The sequence below is a fragment of the Candidatus Brocadiaceae bacterium genome (assembly GCA_012728835.1).
In the GTDB taxonomy this organism is placed as follows: domain Bacteria; phylum Planctomycetota; class Brocadiia; order SM23-32; family SM23-32; genus JAAYEJ01.
On record JAAYEJ010000053.1, the window covers coordinates 17608 to 34955 of the forward strand.

Here is a 17348-nt window from a genome sequence, read left to right on the forward strand (position 1 = left end):
GCATACCATACTGCCCGGCGGGAAGGCACGACCCTGCCGCCAGGCGGCCGTTGATGAGCGAAGATGATCCCCAGGTCTGGTCCGGCGTCGAGGCGCCACTGCCCGAGATCGCGTCCGTCGGGTTGATGGCGTTCGACCCGATCTACGCCGAGGAAGCGCACGTGAACCGTGCGGCCGAGATACTGCACGTGGTGGCGGGCTCGGTGAAGGTCCACATGCCCGGCGGCCCCGTGTCGGCCGGCCCAGGGGACACGCTTCTGGTGCCCTCCGCGTCCTCCCACCGGGACGAGTTCGACCTGGAAGAGGGGCTGGAGGTCTTCTACTGCGCCTTCCGGTGGGAGGCCGAGGAGGACTACTTCCGCGCCGTGCCGCCCCAGTCGCTCGAACGGCTTTCTCCGGCGTGTCGGAGCCAGATCGCCGGGCTGGCCGACCTGCTGCGGGCCGACCTGGCACAGGGCCGGGAGATGGACCAGCTCGTGGCCCGCTCGCGCATCCTGACGCTGCTGATGCTGATCTACCGCGATCTGGTTCCCCCGGCGGGCGAGGGGCAGGAGGCGCCGACGGCCTATGGAGAGGTGCGCAGGCACGAGTTGATGAGCCGCGCCCGCCAGTACATCCAGCAGCACTACGCGCGCTGCGTGTCGCTGGACGAGATCGCCGAGGCGCTGCACGTCAGCGGCTACTACCTCTCGCACGTGTTCAGCGCCGAGAGCGACTTCACGCTCTTCTCCTACCTGACGAGCGTGCGCATGGAGCGGGCCAAGGCGCTGCTGCTGGCAGGCGTCCTGAAGGTCTCCGAGATCGCCCGGGCGGTCGGCTACCGGAGCCCGAACTACTTCTCGAAGGTCTTCCGTCGCCACTTCGGCTGCTCGCCGCGCGACTTCGTTGCGTCGCACCGCCCGTAGGGAGAGGGGGGCCGCCCGCCGGCCCGCGATCAGTCCGATCGGTCCGATCCGACTGATCTCCCCAACAGATCGGGCGCCCCGTCAGGCATGGGGCCGCGGACTCAGCAAGATACTACCCGAGATGACAGAACCCACCTCTTGCCTCGGCCTGTGCCATGGGCCAGAATGACGTGCATCGAACCCGTCCCCAGTCCCCACGCCCCCGCGGAGAGAGCGGAAATGAGCAGCGCAGACGAGAAGCTGGCCATCCTCGGCGGCCGCCCGGCCGTCGCCCCCGGCACGATCAAGCCCTGGCCCCCGATTGACGAGACCGACCGTCGGATGGTCATGGCCTCCCTCGAAGGCGGCAGCCACGCCTACGGCCCCAACTGCATTGCGTTCCAGAACGAGTTCGCCGCCTGGAACGGCAACCGGCATGCGATCTTCACGAACAGCGGCACCGCCGCGCTGCACATGGGCGTGGCCGCCTGCGGCGTCGGCGCCGGCGACCACGTCCTGGTGACGGCCTACTCCTGGTCCTCCAGCGCCACGTGCGTCATCCACCACAACGCCATCCCGGTCTTCGTCGACATCGACTTCGACACGATCAACATGGACGTCGACAGGATCGAGGCGGCCATCACGCCGCGGACGAAGGCGATCATCGTCGTCCATCTGCACGGTTTGGCCGTGGACATGGAGAAGGTGATGGCCATCGCGCGCAAGCACAACCTGAAGGTCATCGAGGATGCCTGCCAGGCGCACGGCGCGCTCTTCGACGGCCGCCGAACGGGCACCATGGGCGACTGCGCCGCCTTCAGCTTCAATCAGAACAAGTGCCTCTGCGCCGGCGAGGGCGGCATGTTCGTGACCGACGACGACGAGATCGCCCGCAAGGCCGCGCAGGTCTGGAGCTTCGGCGAGACGCGCACCCCCGTCGAGAGCCGCGATTACCATGCCTACGCGCTGGGCTGGATGTACCGCGGCGCCGACATGCCCGCCGCCTTCGGCCGCGCGCAACTGCAGAAGATGGACGGCTACTGGCGCATGCTCCGGGCGAACGGCGACGTGATGAACCGCGAACTGGCCGGCATCAAGGGGCTGATCCTGCCGACGGAGCCGCCGCGGCACACCCACAACTGGTACAACTACTGCTGCCGGATCGACTTCGACGCCATCGGCTGGACGGGCGACCGGGTGAAGATGCGCGACGCCGTCGTCAAAGCGGTCAACGCCGAGGGTGTGCCGGCGAGCGTCTGGCAGCGGTTCATCCTGCCGGCCATGACCGTTTTCCAGGCCCGGAACGCCTACGGCGGCGGCTTCCCGTGGTCGATCAAGGGAGCGAACGAGGGCGTCGACTATGATCCGGCGCACTTCCCGGTCGCGCAGCGTCACTGCGACAGTTACTTCGCCCTGGTAATGGCCCTCCGGGCGCCCAACGGCCCCGACGTCGCGGCGAAGGTGGCCGGCGCGATCCGGAAGGTCTTCGAGAACATCGACCGGATCGACCCCGACGCCCTTTCGTGAGCGCCTCGACGGTGCAAGGAGACGGCGACCATGAAGCCGCAACTTCGGGCGGGGTTCGCAGAGATCGAGATCACGCCGCCCCCGGGCACGCACAAGATCGGCTGGCTCAAGGACATCGTGCCCGACTCCGTGCACGACCCGCTGCACGCGCGCGTGGCGGTGTTCGAACGCAGAGAGGAACGGATCGGTTTCGTTGTGCTCGACACGTTGAGCGTGCGCTGGACAACCACGCAGGGCATCCGCCGTCGCATCGAGGCGGAGCACGGGTTCCCGGGCCGCGGCATCATGGTGGCGGCCACGCACAACCACGGCGGCCCCGCCGTGGCCCACTGCGGCGTCGTGCCGCGCGATGACGGCTACGTGGAGGAAATGACGGGCCGGTGCGTGGCGGCCTTCGGCCGGGCACTCGATGCGCTGCGCCCGGCGACGCTCGGATTCGCGCGCACCTGCGAGTTCGACGTCGCCGCCAACCGGCGTGTCATCATGCGTGACGGCACCGTGCGCACGCACGCGCATTTCACCGAGCCGGACGCCGTGTGCCTGGAAGGCCCGATCGACCCCGAGGTGTCGGTGCTGGCGGCGCGTGGGGAGGACGGCACGCTTCTGGGCGCCATGGTCAACTTCGCCTGCCATCCGACGCACCTGGGCGGCGGCACACAGTTCACCGGCGGGTATCCGGGCGTGCTTGCGCGGGAGATGCGGTCCCTGGGCTGCCCGCATACCGTCTTCCTGGCGGGCGCGCAGGGCAACATCTCCTGCGAGCAGCCGGCCGGCCGGCCGGTCTTCAGCATGGACGACGCCGGGCGGCGGCTGGCCGAGGACGCGTGGAAGGCGCTGGGCGCGATGGAGTTCTCGGACGACTGGCCGCTCGGGGCCGCCGCCACCACCGTCACGCTGCCCTGTCGCGTGCCTTCCCAGGACGAGGTGCGGGGCACCGTGCGAGGCGCCCAGAGGTTCATCGATCCCGCGCTCTACGACGAGGGCATGCCGGAGGTTCTGGAGCGCATCCGCACGCGCGGCGCCCAGCCGGCGGAGGTCCAGGCGCTGTTCCTGGGCCGCCTGGCGATCGTGGGCATCCCGGCGGAGTACTTCGTGGAGCACGGCCTGCGCATCAAGACCTCGTGCCACCCGCGCCACGCGCTGGTGGCCGCGCAGGCGAATGGCATGGTCGGCTATGTGCCCACGCGCGAGGCGTTCGTGCGCGGCGGCTACGAGACGACCTTCGCCGGCTCCAGCAGGCTGGCACCCGAGGCGGGCGACCTTCTGGCCGACGCCGCCATACGGCTCATCCGCGAACACTGAACGGAGGCGTACCCGTGAAAGACACACCGGTCGGCATCCAGTTGTACTCCGTGCGCGGAGACTGCGAAAAGGACTTTGCGGGCACCCTGAAGGCCCTGGCGGACATGGGATACGACGGCGTCGAGTTCGCCTGGAACTACGGCAGCATGCCGCCCGACGAACTGGCAGACCTGCTCCGGAGCCTGGGCCTGCGCGCCTGCGGCCTGCACGCGCCGAAGGACCAGATCGCCGCGCCCGACAGCCAGGCGTACGCCTACGCCGCCGGCGTCGGATGCCCCTACATCAGCGTGAGTCTGGCCGGCGACGTGGAGAAGGACTGGCCGGCCGCCATCGCGCTGGTGCAGGAGGCCGGGAGGGTGGCGGCGGGGAAGGGCATCCTGTTCAGCTACCACAATCATGCCCAGGAGTTCCACACGTTCGACGGCAAGTATGCGCTGGACGCGCTCTACGAGCAGACAGACCCCACGCAGGTGATGGCGGAACTGGACACGCACTGGATCGCCCGCGGCGGCGCCGATCCGGTCGCCTACATCCGCAAGTACGCCGGCCGCGTGCCCCAGCTTCACCTGAAGGACATCGGCCCGAACGACGAGTTCATCGAGATCGGCCGCGGCGTCCTGGACCTGGAGGCCGTGCTGAACGCGGCGGACGATGCGGGCTCGAAGTGGATCATCTATGAGCAGGACCGCTGCGAGCGCCCCGCGCTGGAGAGCGCCCGAATCAGCATCGACAACCTGCACAAAGTCCTCGGCTAACGGAGCATCCATGAGATACTCGATGATGTCGTACACGATGACGCGCCAGAAGGAGCATTTCGACTTCGACGAGATGCTGCGGCTGACGGCCGAACTGGGCATGGCAGGGATCGATTTCTTCGGCAGCTGCGGCATGACGGTTGATGAGGTGCGCGCCCGCGTGGACGATGCCGGCATCCCCGTCGTCTGCTACATCTACAGCGCCAACCTGGCCGCGACCGATAAAGGCGAACTGACGAAGGCGCTCGACACAACGAAGCGGCAGGTGGACGAGGCCCTCGTCCTCGGCGCGCCGCTGATGATGGTGACGACGCCCGGCATCGAGGGCGTCGACCGGACCGAAGCCCGCAAGCGCTGGATCGGCGGGCTCCAGATGGCCAACGCGATCGCGCAAGACGCCGGCCTGGTGCTCTCCATCGAGAACTTCCCGGGTGCGGACAGCCCCTTCGTCGTCGGCGATGACGTGCTGGAGGCCATGCGGGAGGTGCCCGGCCTGAAGCTCACGTTCGACAACGGCAACGCCGGCACCGGCGAGGACCCGGGGGCGTCGTTCGCGCGCTGCGCCGAGCACGTCGTGCACGCGCACTTCAAGGACTGGCGCATCGTTGATGCGGCCAATCCGGGCGCCCGCCTCATGCTGGACGGGCATCACTACGTGGCCGCCCTCATCGGCGAGGGCGACATCGACCAGGCCGGGTCGCTCGCCGCCATGAAGAAGGCCGGCTACGACGGCTGCATCAACATAGAGTATGAAGGCAACGACTACACTCCGGCCGAAGGCGTGCGCCGTGCCGTCGCATACCTCCGAAGTCTTGAGGAGACCCTCTGACATCGAGCGCCCGCGTGGAGGATCGCCGGAACGTGCGGGAACTGACGCGCCGGGAGCGGCTGACGCGGTGCTACCGCCATCAGGAGCAGGATCGTCCGTGCGTGTACATCCGTACTGCCTTCCCGCCGGACGATCCAAGTTACGATCGTCTGAAGGCTTACATGCGCGCGCACACTGAGCGGAAGGCTTTCTGGGATACGGCGGCCTGCGAATCGCATCACCGGATCGACCGCCGCCGGGAGCCGCACTCGGACGACTGGGAACTGGAGGTCCTTACGCTCCACACGCCGGCCGGGCCCCTGCAGAGCACCCGCCTTGTCAGCCTGAAAGGGCAGCCCGGCCTGGACCGATCACATTTCATCAAGGGTCCCGAGGACGTCGAGACATACCTCTCGCTGCCGCTGCCCGACGTGGGAGGCGACGTCTCGGCCCACGCACGCTGCGAGGCGGCCATCGGCGACGCCGGGATTGCGGAGGCCGGACTCGGACACAATCCGGGCGGCGTAGCGGTCGAGCTTCTCGGCTCGGAGCTGTTTGCCCTCATGTCGGTGACACACCGCGACCTGCTCCACGCCCTGTGCGAGTGGCGCATGAACGTCCTGCTCAACCGCCTGCGCTATCTTCTGGCGCACGGCGTGGGCCCGTTCTTCTCGATCTCGGGCGAGGAACTCATCATCCCGCCCGTGCATAGCCCGCGCGATTTCCGCGACTTCAACGTGCGCTACGACCGGCCGATCCTGGACATGATCCACGAAGCGGGCGGGCGCGTGCACGTGCACTGCCACGGCTCCATCAGAAAAGTCATCGGCGACATGGTGGACGTCGGGATCGACGTGCTGCATCCGTTCGAGCCTCCGCCGCAGGGAGACATCACGGCGGCGGAGGCGAAGGCCGCCGCTCGCGGCCGTATGTCACTGGAAGGCAATATCCAGATCGACCGCATGTACGGCTGCGGCCCTGACGAGATCCGCGAGGAGACGCTGGCGCTGATCCGGGATGCCTTCGACGACCGCCGCGGCCTGACCGTCTGCCCGACCGCCTCCCCCTACATGCGCGACAAGGGCGAGGCCTGCTTCCCGGCCTTCCAAGCCATGATCGACACGGTCACCGGTTGGGCGCCCTGAGCCGTCGCCTACTGCCGTTGCGAGAGCACCTTGCGCTCGTAGCGGCGGATTTCTTCGAGCCAGGCCGGGCCGACGGGGACGCCGCACTGCAGGCAGTGGTAGTCCCAGACGGCGCCGAACGGGAGCGATTTCAGTTCCTCCAGAAGCGCCAGGCGCCCCGTGGTGTCGCCCTCCAGCTCCATCCGGCGCAGGCGGTCCGTCGGCTCCAGCATCGCCAGGAGCAGCGCCTTCAGGAACGCACGCGTGCCGATGACCCAGGCGGCGACGCGGTTGATGCTGGCGTCGAAGTAGTCCAACCCCAGATGGACGCGCGGCAGGTAGTCGTTCCTGACCAGCTCGGCGGCCAGCAGCGTCACGTCGTCGCCGAACGTGACCACGTGGTCGCTGTCCCACCGCACGCCGCGGCTGACGTGCAGCAGGATCTCATCCAGGAACGTCAGGACGGCCGAGACCTTGTCGGCCACCTGCTCGGTGGGGTGGTAGTGGCCCGTGTCGAGGCAGAGCAGCCTGGCGTTGGCCAGTGCGTAGGCGAGGTAGAACTCATGGGATCCGACCACGAAGCTCTCCGAGCCGATGCCGAACAGCTTGCCCTCCAGGCTGTCCAGGTTGTGCGCGCGGTCGAGCGGCTCCGCGTAGATCTCGTCCAGCGCGTCCTTGAGCCTGCGGCGCGGTGCCGCCCGGTCGATCGGCGTGTCCTTTGTGCCGTCAGGGATCCACAGGTTCGTGACGCAGGGGGTGCCCAGTGCCCGGCCGAAGTGCGCGCCGATACGGCGGCAGGCGATGGCGTGCTCGATCCAGAACCGCCGCACGCCCTCATCGCTGTGGCTGAGCGTGAGGCCGTCCTGGGCCAGCGGGTGCGAGAAGAAGGTCGGGTTGAAGTCCACGCCCATCCCTCGTTGGCGCGCCCAATCTGTCCAGCCGGCAAAGTGCTCGGGGCCGATCTCGTTGCGGTCGACCGACTGCCCGGCGAACTCGCCGTAGATGGCGTGCAGGTTGAGCCGGTGCGTGCCCGGGATCAGCGACACGGCGACGTCCAGATCGGCCCGCAGTTCCTCCGGCGTGCGCGCGCGGCCGGGGTAGTTGCCGGTGGCCTGGATGCCGCCGCCCGAGAGTTCCGCGTCGGGCGCCTCGAAGCCGGCCACGTCGTCGCCTTGCCAGCAGTGCAGGCTGACGGCGACGCCGCTCAGCCGGTCCAGTGCCGTCCGCGCATCGACCCCGAGTTCGGCATACCGCGAACTCGCCTCGCTGTAGACCCGTTCGACCTGCGCTCTGTTCGTCATGGGTACTCCTCGTTCGACGTTCAGTCTGCCGGGAGCCGGCGTTCCTCTTCGTGACGCCAGACCTCGGGATCCCCGGGTTCGTACCGCTGCGTGGGGAACGACCTGCAAACGACCGCTCGGGCCTCCTCGATCGAATCGACGCGGCCCGTGGCCAGCGCCTGCATCAGGACGTTGCCGATGGCGGTCGCCTCGACCGGGCCGGCCACGACCGGCCGTTCGGTCGCGTCGGCCGTGAAACGGTTCAGGAGGCCGTTGCGGGAACCGCCCCCGACGACGTGCAGGGCGTCCACGCCGTGGCCGACGACGGACTCCAGTTGCCGCACGTGCCGGCGGTAGGCGAGGGCCAGGCCCTCCAGGATGGCCCGGACCATGCCGCCCCTGTCCGCGAACGGCGTCCGTGCGTGCGCGGCCATGTGCTCGTTGATGCGCGCGGGCATGTTCCCCGGCGCCAGAAAGGCGTCGTCGCACGGGTCCAGCGCCGCTGCAAACGGTTCGGACGCCTCGGCCATGGCCGTCAGCGCCTCGTAGGCGAACGTCATTCCCTCGGACGCCCACTGCCGCCGGCACTCCTGGAGCGGCCAGAGCCCCATGATGTTCTTCAGCAGTCGGAAGGTGCCCTCGACGCCTCCCTCGTTGGTGAAGGCCGCCTCGAAGGTCTCGTCGGTGATCATGGGGCGGTCCCGCTCGACGCCGAGCAGGGACCATGTGCCGCTGGACAGATACGCCCAGCGGTCGCCCTCGGCGGGAACGGCGGCCACCGCCGAGGCGGTGTCGTGCGCGCCGACCGCCACGACGGGCAGGGGCCGCACGCCGATCCTGCGGGCCAGCTCGGGCCGAAGCTCGCCGATGCCCGTGCCGGGCAGCACGATGTCCGGCAGGATGTCGGCCGGCAGTTCGAGTGCCGACAGGACGGCCTCCGACCAGCACCCCGTGCGCATGTCCATCATCTGCGAGGTGCTGGCCAGGGTGTATTCGGCCAGCCGCTGACCGCACAGGTGCCAGTTGACCAGGTCGGCGATGAAGAGCAGCCGCTTCGCGCGTTCGAGCACCGGGTCGCCCGCCAGGCGCATCGCCAGGAGCTGGAAGACCGAATTGATCGGCAGGAACTGGATGCCGGTCCGGCCGTAGAACTCGCGCCTCGGCAGCCGCTCGAATGCGCGTTCCATCATGCCGTCGGTGCGGGAGTCGCGGTAATGATAGGGCGGCTCGATCAGGCGGTCGTCCTCGTCCAGCAGGCCGAAGTCCACCCCCCAGCTATCGACGCCGACAGCCTCGAGGCGGCCGCCGGCCCGGCCGGCCGCCCGGGCGATCCCCTGGTCGATCTCGGCGAACAGCCGCCCGATGTCCCAGCGGATGGAGTCGCCCTGAGGCACCGAACCGTTCGGGAATCGATGCGCCTCGAGCAGTTCCAGGCGCCCGGCCTCCAGGGTGCCGAGCATCACGCGCCCGCTCTCGGCGCCCAGGTCGACGGCGATGTAGCAGTGTTTGATCGGCATGGCGGTCCACCTCAGGTCCCGTGGATGCCCGCCAGTCTACCGTGCAGGCGGCCTCTGTCAACCGGCAGGCACGTCTGAGGCATCTGTACTGCGGGGCGCAGCGGCGGCGTCTCGCCGGCGGTGGCTGAGGCGTCCGCCTTCCGGGTAGTCCGTGGGGGGGGAAACGGCCGGCGTTTCGGAGCAAGGACGTTGCGCGCGGGCGTCGTTTCGGCGATCATCTTTCCCTGTACGGTTTTCGGTAGCTCCCGGTCCCCCCGTCGCCTGCAACATCTGGGAACGTATGAAGAAGCCAATCGCCATCGTGGTCGTCCTGGTGCTGCTCAGCCTTCTGGGCTGGCGGGTTTACGTCAAGGCCCGGGCGCATGCGGCGGGTGCGGCGGGGCCCGGCGCAGGCAGGGGGCAGGCCGTGCCGATCGAGGTTGGCCCCGTGAGCACCGGGCTGATCCGGGACGTCGCGTTCTTCACCGGCTCGCTGAGGCCGCGGTCCGAGTTCACCGTGGCGCCGAAGGTATCCGGCCGACTGGAGCAACTGCTGGTGAACATCGGCGACCGGGTGAGTCGGGGACAGGTCGTGGCGGTGCTGGACGACGACGAGTACGTCCTCGAGGTTGAGCAGTCGCGGGCCGAGCTGGAGGTCGCCGAGGCGAACCTGATCCAGACGGAGAGCGCGCTGGCGATCGGCCGGCGGGAGTATGAGCGCGTGCAGGCGCTGAGGGAGAAGGGCATCGCCTCCGAGTCCGACCTGGACGCTGCCGAGGCGAACTTCCAGGCCCGGACGGCCGCCGCGCGGGTGGCCGCCGCGCAGGTCGCCCAGAGGAGGGCGGCGCTCCAGTCCGCACAGGTCCGCCAGTCGTACACGCAGATTGCGGTGGACTGGGAGGACGGGGCCGACGAGCGGCTCGTGGGGGAGCGGTTCGTGGACGAGGGGGCGCTTCTGAGGGCCAACGACCCCATCGTCTCGATCCTGGATCTGAACACGCTGACGGCCGCCCTTCACGTCATCGAGCGGGACTACACGAAGGTCCAGCCCGGCCAGGAGGTCATGGTGACCACGGACGCGTTCCCGGAGGAGACCTTCTCGGGCCGGGTCGTGCGCGTGGCCCCTCTGCTGCGCGAGACCTCACGACAGGCACGGGTCGAGGTCGAGCTGCCCAATCCGCAAGGGCTTCTGAAGCCGGGCATGTTCGTGCGCGCCTCGATCGAGTTCGGAAGGGTCGAGAACGCGACGACCGTGCCGTCCTCCGCCCTGGCGCGCCGGGACGGGCGCTTCGGCGTCTTCCAGACGGACGAGAGCGGCCGGACCGTCCGGTTCGTCCCCGTGGTGCAGGGCACCCTGGACGGGGACCGGCAGCAGATACTCGAGCCGGCACTGACGGGCACGGTCGTGATCCTGGGGCACCACCTGCTGGAGGACGGGTCGGCGGTCACGGTCGTGACCGACGCGGACGAGTCCGGGGCGGGGGAGAGGGCGGCTTCATGAACGTTACGCGCCTCGCCGTGCACCGTCCGGTTCTGACGACCATGGTCGCCCTGGTCGTGGTGATCCTCGGCGGCGTCTCGCTGGCGCGCCTGCCCGTGGACCTGATGCCGGACATCACCTTCCCGACGCTGTCGGTCGCGACATCCTACGAGGATGCCAGCCCGGAGGAGATGGAGGAACTGGTCACACGGCCGACCGAACAGGCCCTGAGCGCCGTGCCCGGGGTCGAAGAGGTCAACTCGACCTCCGGCATGGGCACCAGTCAGGTGCGCCTATCGTTCGCCTGGGGCACCGACCTGGACGCGGCGGCCAATGACATACGCGACCGCCTGGACCGGGTGATCGGGCGCCTGCCGGAGGATGCCGAGCGCCCGATGCTGCGCAAGTTCGACCTGGCCAGCTTCCCCATCATGGTCCTGGGCGCGTCCAGCCGCCTGGACCCCGTGGAGATGCGTCGGATCATCGACGACCGGATCAAGTACCGCCTCGAACGGGTGCCCGGGGTGGCGGCGATCGACGTCTGGGGCGGGCGCGAGCGGGAGATCCACGTCAACCTGGACCCCGACCGGCTCAAGGGACTGGAGCTGTCCCTGGACCAGATCATCAGCCGCGTCCGTGCCGGCAACGTCAACGTGCCGGCCGGCAACATCGAGCGCGGCATCTACGACGTGCTCATCCGCACGCCCGGCGAGTACCGCAGCCTGGACGAGATCCGCAACACGGTCGTGACCGTGCGCGAGGGCGTGCCCGTGCTTTTGCGCGAGGTGGCGACCGTCGACGACACCTGGCCCCGGATCACCCGGATCGCGCGGGTGAACCGCCAGAACGGCGTGCAGATGTCGGTGAACAAGCAGTCCGGCACGAACACCGTCGACGTGGCCCGGCGGGTGCGCAGGGAGCTGGTGCTCCTCGCTCGCGATATCCCGCAGATCCGCCTGGTGCCCATCACGGACTCGGCCGATTACATCGAGCGTTCGATCACGAATGTCGGGACCACGGCCATGTACGGCGGCCTTCTGGCCGTGCTGGTGCTGCTGGTCTTTCTGCGCAGCGTGCGCAGCACGGGCGTCATCGCCACGGCCATTCCGTTGTCGATCATCGCTACGTTCGCCCTGATGTACTTCTGCGGGTTCACGCTCAACATCATGACGCTGGGCGGGCTGGCGCTGGGAATCGGCATGTTGGTGGACAACTCGATCGTCGTGCTGGAGAACATCTACCGCCTGCACGAGTCCGGAGTGCCGGCCGAGCGCGCGGCCGTCGACGGCGCCGATGAGGTCGCGTCCGCCGTCATCGCCAGCACGCTCACGACGGTGGCCGTGTTCCTGCCCCTGGTGTTCATGCGCGGGATGTCCGGCGTGATGTTCCGCCAGTTGGCCTACGTGGTGGCGTTCGCGCTGCTCTGCTCGCTGGGGGTGGCCCTGACGGTGGTGCCGATGCTGGCCGCCCGGCTCTTCCGCGCCCCCCGCAGGGAGCATGCCGCCCACAGTGGGCTCCTCGAGAGAGCGCGCCGGATGGGGACGGGCTTCACCGAGGGGATGGAGAGCGGCTACCGGAAGCTCCTGCACGCCGCGCTGGGGCACCGCCTGATCGCCGTTGCCGTGCCTGTGGCCATGCTGGTCGGCGCCCTTGCCCTGATTCCGCTGGTCGGCAGCGAACTGATGCCCGCCTCGGACGAGGGGGAGGTGCGGATCGACGGCGAGATGGAGGTGGGCACGCGCGTGGACGTTGTGGACCGGCAGTTCAGGCGCATCGAGGCCATCGTCGCCGAGCAGGTGCCCGAGTTGCGGCACATGGTGACGGGCGTGGGCGGCGGCGGCTTTCGGGCGGCCGGCTCCCACACGGGCAACCTGCGCCTCTCCCTGGTGCCCGCTGCGCAGCGGGATCGCTCCAGCGAGGAGGTGTCGGCCGCCCTTCGCGCGGCGCTGTCCGGCATCCCGGGCATGACCGTCCGCGTCCGGGCGGGGCAGGGCATGATGCGGATGCGGGGCGGAGGCTCCTCGGAGGCGGTGCAGGTGGACGTGCGCGGGTATGAGCTGGACATCGGCGACGCGCTGGCCGCACGGGTCGAGGAGGTGCTCGCGGAGGTCCCCGGGGTGACGGACGTCCGCCTGGGCCGCGAGTCCGGCACCCCGGAGGAACTGGTCCGCGTCGACCGCCGGAAGGCCGCAGACATGAACGTCACCGTCGACGCCGTCGGCAACATGCTCCAGACCGTCCTCTCCGGCACGCGGGCCACCAACTACCGCGAGGGGGGGGACGAGTTCCCCGTCATCGTCAAGCTGAAGGACGCCGAGCGGATGGACCTGCGCGACCTGCTGGACCTGACGATCACGAACGCCGACGGCCAGCCGGTGGTGCTGCGGAACGTCGTGACCGTCGAGCCCGAGACCGGGCCCGTCCGCATCACTCGCAAGGACCAGGAACGCGTGGTGACCGTGTCGGCCAACATCAGCGGGCGGGACATGGGCAGCGTTGTCCGGGACGCGGCCGAGAAGCTCCGCTCGGTGCCCGTCCCCAGGGGGTTCAGCATCGCGTTCGTCGGCGACTACGAGGATCAGCAGGAAGCCTTCCGTGAACTGCTGCTGAGCATCATACTCGCCCTCATTCTCGTCTACATGGTGATGGCCGCCCAGTACGAATCCCTGCGCGACCCCTTCGTCATCATGTTCTCCGTGCCGGAGGCCGCCATCGGCGTCATCCTGCTGCTGCTCCTGACGAACACGACCTTCAACATCCAGTCCTACATCGGCTGCATCATGCTGGGCGGCATCGTGGTCAACAACGCCATCCTGCTGGTCGATCAGACGAACCTGCTGCGCCGCCGCGACGGCCTGCCCCTTCGAGAGGCCATCGAAGAGGCCGCACGCCGCCGGTTGCGTCCGATCCTGATGACCGCCCTGACGACCAGCCTCGCGATGCTCCCGCTGGCGCTGGCGCTCAGCGAGGGCAGTGAGGCCCAGGCGCCGATGGCCCGGGCGCTGATCGGCGGGCTCCTCAGTTCCACGCTGATCACCCTGGTCTTTGTGCCCGTCGTCTACTCCGTTTTCGAACGCAAGACGCCCGCCAACGATGAGTGACACGATGCGCAGCCTGCCCGCCGCCCCGGCAAAGCGTGCACGGCCCGTCCTTCTGGCCCTTCTCGTCCTGCTGCCGGCCGCCGGGGCCTGCGCGCTGCAGGGCGACCTGCACGCCGAGGCGAAGCCCGCGGACGTCAGGATCGCGCCGACGCGGACGCCCGCCGACGCCCCCGCACGCGAGGCCCGGGACTCCGCCGATCCGCGTCCGATGGACGACGGGCCTCTGTCCATCGACGTACAGGATGCCATCCTGCTCGCGCTCGAGAACAACCGGGAGCTGTCGGTCCAGCGGCTCCGCCCGTCGATTCGCGAGACGTTCGAGGACGAGGAGCGGGCGGGCTTCGACCCCGTCCTTTCGGCCGCCGCCGCGTGGTCGCGCCGGGAGACGGACGGGGCCGGGGGCGCGAACCGCTCCGACGTGACCGGTACCGTCGAGCTGGGGCTCGGCGTCGACCAGGTGTTCCCGACGGGCACGGCCGTGGGGGTCTCCGCCACGGCCGACCGCACGGCCGCCTCCGGTGCGGCCGACCGGGCCGCCGCACGCGTGGGTGTGACGGTGGCACAGCCCGTTCTGCGCGGGCAGGGCTCGGACGTCAACCTGGCCTCCCTGCGCCAGGCACGCCTGGACACGCGCATCACCGAGTATGAACTGCGCGGCTACGCCGAGGCGCTTGTGGCGCAGGTGGAGGAGACCTACTGGGACTGCGCGCTGGCGTCCGAGCAGATCGCCATCTTCGAGGATTCCCTCAGACTGGCCGAGCAGCAGCTCACCGAGACCGAGGAGCGTATCGCCGTCGGGACGCTGGGCGAGGTCGAACGGGCGCCGGCCCAGGCGGAGGTCGCCCAGCGGCGCGAGGGCCTGATCGCCGCCCGCGCGTCCCTGGCGACGACCCGTCTGCGGCTGCTTCGGCTGCTGAACGTCCCCGGGGACGACCCCTACGCCCGTGAGCTGCAGATGCGCGCGGAGCCTCCGATGGAGCGCGTGGAACTGGACGAAGTGGCCGCGCACGTGCAGGTTGCGTTGCGGATGCGGCCGGAGCTGAACCAGAGCCGCCTGGCCGTGCGGCGCGACGAACTGGAGGTCGTCCGGACGCGCAACGGGCTCCTGCCGCGCCTGGACCTGTTCCTGACCCTCGGCAAGAGCGGCTACGCACGGTCGTTCGGGGGGGCGGCGGGCGATCTGGACGGACACGGCTACGACGTCACGGTGGGCGCGGCGTTCGAGCGACCGTTCTTCAACCGCGCGGCCGAGGCCCGCCACCGGCGGGCCACTCTGAACCGGCGTCAGGCCGAGGCTGCCCTGGCGAATCTGGAGCAGCTTGTGGAACTCGACGTGCGCTCTGCGTACATCGCGGTTGAGCGCGCGAGCGAGGAGGTCGCGGCCACGGCCGTCACGCGGGCGTTCCGAGAGGAAGCCCTGCGCGCCGAGACGGAGAAGTTCCGCGTGGGCGCCTCGACGACGTTCCTGGTTGCGCAGGCGCAGCGCGACCTGTTGGCAAGCCGGATCGCCGAGCTGCAGGCGGCCGTGAGCTACCGCAAAGCCCTGGTCGACCTCTACCGTCTCGAGGGCTCCCTGCTGACCCGTCGGGGCATTGCGGCCCCGGGCGACGGCCCCCCGGACGGCCCCGCAGCACTGCTCCGGGGAGGCGCCGCCGCGCCCCCCAATGGGTAGCGCCGGTCGGCGCCGCCCGGCCGGCGGGCCGGACGGTCAGGCGCCGCAGTTGCAGTTCCCGGCGTCCGGGTCCAGACCGAGCGTCGCCCAGACGCCCTCGGTCTCCTCGCAAAGCCCGACGGGGCAGACGTCGGCCAGGGCCTCGACGGCCGGGCGGTAGAGGCCCAGCCGGACCTCCAGCGGGTAGCGGGCCAGTTGGTGGCGGTCGGCCGGCTTCTCCAGGCCGGCGAACAGGCCGTTGTCGACGAAACGCCAGAGGTTCGCCTCCGCGCGCAGGGTCCCCAGCGTCACCCGTTCCGGCGCCAGCCGCCGGACCTGTTCGATGACCGCCGCGTAATCGAAGCCCGCGATCATGGGGTCGATACGGATCCGCACGCGCCAGCCCTGATCCATGAGGCGCCGGGCCGCCTCCAGCCGGTCCTCTGCGGAGGCCGCGCCCGTCTCATACTCCGCGGCCGCATCGGGGGCATTCACGGAGAAGGAAACGATCACGTTCGCGCAGGGCGTCGTCTCGAACAGCGGCCCGCAGTCGCCGATGCCCCCCTTGGTCACGAGCAGCAGGCAGTGCGGGCGGCCCTTCGCCTCCGCCGCGGTTCGGAAGACCTCGACCAGCTTGCTCATGAGCGGGCGGTCGGGCTCGAAGGCGAGGCTGTCGGACAGGTTGCCCGTGTTCAGCGTGTAGGACTCCAGACCGTCGGTCGCGATCCAGTCGCGCACTTCGTCCATGATGCGCGCGGTGTTCGTGAACGCCTGTGCGCCGTCCAGGTACCAGAACGACGACTTCAGGTAGCAGTAGCTGCACTGCGGTGCGAACGTGCAGCCGTTTGCGTGCGCGAGCACGTAGAAGTTGGGGCAGACGGTGCCCGCGGGCGTTGTACGGAACACCTCGACGAACTGCGTCTGGCGTTCGCGCAGGGTGCAGGACGGTGCGTTGTCTCGGCTCAAAACGGGTACCCTCCCCTCAGTCAAGGCACAGCATCTCTCCCGGCGCCAGGACCGCCAGGCCGTCCGGGACGTGGTCGCAGAGATCCGGCAGGAACGTCCCGGCCGCGTGCCTGCGCCGTTCGTCGGCGTCCAGGTGGATCAGCACGTAGCGCCGCGGGGCCAGCGTCTCGATGAACGCCACCCAGCCGCCGCCCCACCAGGGCCCGATCAGCAGGACGTCGAGCGCGCCGAGTGCGGCCGCGTCGATGCGGCTCGTGTCCTCGTTGTCGCCGTCATGGAAGAACCGGAACCCGGCCGTCTCGACCAGGTACGAGTTGTGGTCGCGTGTGTGGAACGTGCGCAAGGCGGTCACCCGTGCGGACGGCAACTGCCGGCAGACGCTTCGGGCGCATTCGCCCGCAGGGGCAAGCGGCGGCTCCATCTCGCAGAGCCGGTCGGCCGGCACCCTGTCCCGAAGCCGCCGGATCACCGAGCGCGGCCCGACGACGGTCGCGCCCGTGCGCCCGGCCGCATCGGCCACTCGCCGGGCGTCGAAGTGGTCCCGATGCGCATGGGTGACCAGGATGAGGTCGGCCCGGTCGTCGCCCGGCACGGCCTGGCCGCCTTCGTCCGCCAGGCCGTGAAAGGCGTCGACGTAGACGACGGCGCCCGCCGCGGCGATGCACAGGCCGGCGTTGGAGATCAGCGTCACTTGGGCAGCCATGCAGGCAATCCGCCGGAACAGGGTCTCGAGGTGCTCCCGATGCCGAACGTCCCGATGCGGCCGACCGGCTCGACGGCAGGTCCTCATGTGCCATTCTACGGCCCCGTCGCGGCAGCGTCCAGGACAGCCGAGCCCCCCGGTGGGTGGCGCCGCGCGGGCCCCCACGGCGGCGGGGGGGGCAGGGGGGCATGCGCGGCCGGCGGGCGCTTCCGGCGGGTCTTCCTCGCGACGCCGATTTTACGAAAAACACGATTCAGGTATTGACAACGCC

General features: G+C 69.7%; 13 protein-coding genes. 9 read left to right on the forward strand and 4 right to left on the reverse strand.

Annotated features, from left to right (window positions below):
* Positions 1 to 53 precede the first annotated feature (53 nt).
* The 6 genes from GXY85_08345 (at position 54) to GXY85_08370 (ending at position 6421) form a co-directional block, all read left to right on the forward strand.
* A complete protein-coding gene (locus GXY85_08345) occupies positions 54 to 905 on the forward strand; it encodes an AraC family transcriptional regulator (protein ID NLW50832.1) in 852 nt (283 codons plus the stop codon).
* A gap of 219 nt (positions 906 to 1124) precedes the next feature.
* Entirely contained in the window at positions 1125 to 2411 is a 1287-nt protein-coding gene (locus GXY85_08350; GenBank protein NLW50833.1) for a DegT/DnrJ/EryC1/StrS family aminotransferase, read from the forward strand.
* A gap of 30 nt (positions 2412 to 2441) precedes the next feature.
* Positions 2442 to 3713 (forward strand): hypothetical protein, encoded by a 1272-nt coding sequence (locus GXY85_08355; protein ID NLW50834.1) that lies wholly within the window; start codon positions 2442 to 2444, stop codon positions 3711 to 3713.
* Positions 3714 to 3727: 14 nt separating this feature from the next.
* Positions 3728 to 4468, forward strand: coding sequence for a sugar phosphate isomerase/epimerase (locus GXY85_08360; GenBank protein ID NLW50835.1), 741 nt, complete (start codon positions 3728 to 3730; stop codon positions 4466 to 4468).
* Positions 4469 to 4478: 10 nt separating this feature from the next.
* Positions 4479 to 5297, forward strand: coding sequence for a sugar phosphate isomerase/epimerase (locus tag GXY85_08365; protein ID NLW50836.1), 819 nt, complete (start codon positions 4479 to 4481; stop codon positions 5295 to 5297).
* A 14-nt stretch (positions 5298 to 5311) separates the two neighbouring features.
* Positions 5312 to 6421 carry a hypothetical protein gene (locus tag GXY85_08370; protein ID NLW50837.1) on the forward strand — a complete coding sequence of 370 codons (1110 nt, stop codon included), beginning with the start codon at positions 5312 to 5314 and terminating at the stop codon, positions 6419 to 6421.
* Positions 6422 to 6429: 8 nt separating this feature from the next.
* Here GXY85_08370 and GXY85_08375 read toward each other — a convergent pair whose 3' ends face one another.
* Both GXY85_08375 and GXY85_08380 read right to left on the reverse strand, forming a co-directional pair.
* Positions 6430 to 7701, reverse strand: a complete 1272-nt coding sequence (locus GXY85_08375) for an L-rhamnose isomerase (protein ID NLW50838.1) — start codon at positions 7699 to 7701, stop codon at positions 6430 to 6432.
* A gap of 20 nt (positions 7702 to 7721) precedes the next feature.
* A complete protein-coding gene (locus tag GXY85_08380) occupies positions 7722 to 9197 on the reverse strand; it encodes a rhamnulokinase (GenBank protein ID NLW50839.1) in 1476 nt (491 codons plus the stop codon).
* 280 nt (positions 9198 to 9477) lie between these two features.
* Between GXY85_08380 and GXY85_08385 the strand changes: the two genes are divergently transcribed.
* The 3 genes from GXY85_08385 to GXY85_08395 all read left to right on the forward strand — a co-directional run bounded on the left by GXY85_08385 (position 9478) and on the right by GXY85_08395 (position 15429).
* Positions 9478 to 10677, forward strand: coding sequence for an efflux RND transporter periplasmic adaptor subunit (locus GXY85_08385; protein NLW50840.1), 1200 nt, complete (start codon positions 9478 to 9480; stop codon positions 10675 to 10677).
* Positions 10674 to 13757, forward strand: coding sequence for an efflux RND transporter permease subunit (locus GXY85_08390; GenBank protein NLW50841.1), 3084 nt, complete (start codon positions 10674 to 10676; stop codon positions 13755 to 13757). The genes GXY85_08385 and GXY85_08390 overlap by 4 nt, the downstream gene beginning before the upstream one ends.
* 208 nt (positions 13758 to 13965) lie before the next feature.
* Positions 13966 to 15429: a TolC family protein gene (locus tag GXY85_08395; GenBank protein ID NLW50842.1), complete on the forward strand. Its 1464-nt coding sequence runs from the start codon at positions 13966 to 13968 to the stop codon at positions 15427 to 15429.
* Between the two features lie 36 nt (positions 15430 to 15465).
* Here GXY85_08395 and GXY85_08400 read toward each other — a convergent pair whose 3' ends face one another.
* Together GXY85_08400 and GXY85_08405 are read right to left on the reverse strand one after the other, a co-directional pair.
* On the reverse strand, positions 15466 to 16374 hold the full coding sequence (locus GXY85_08400) for a hypothetical protein (GenBank protein NLW50843.1): 909 nt from the start codon (positions 16372 to 16374) through the stop codon (positions 15466 to 15468).
* A 16-nt stretch (positions 16375 to 16390) separates the two neighbouring features.
* The gene (locus GXY85_08405; GenBank protein NLW50844.1) at positions 16391 to 17077 is read right to left on the reverse strand and encodes an MBL fold metallo-hydrolase; all 687 of its coding nucleotides are present in this window, start codon (positions 17075 to 17077) and stop codon (positions 16391 to 16393) included.
* Positions 17078 to 17348 lie beyond the last annotated feature (271 nt).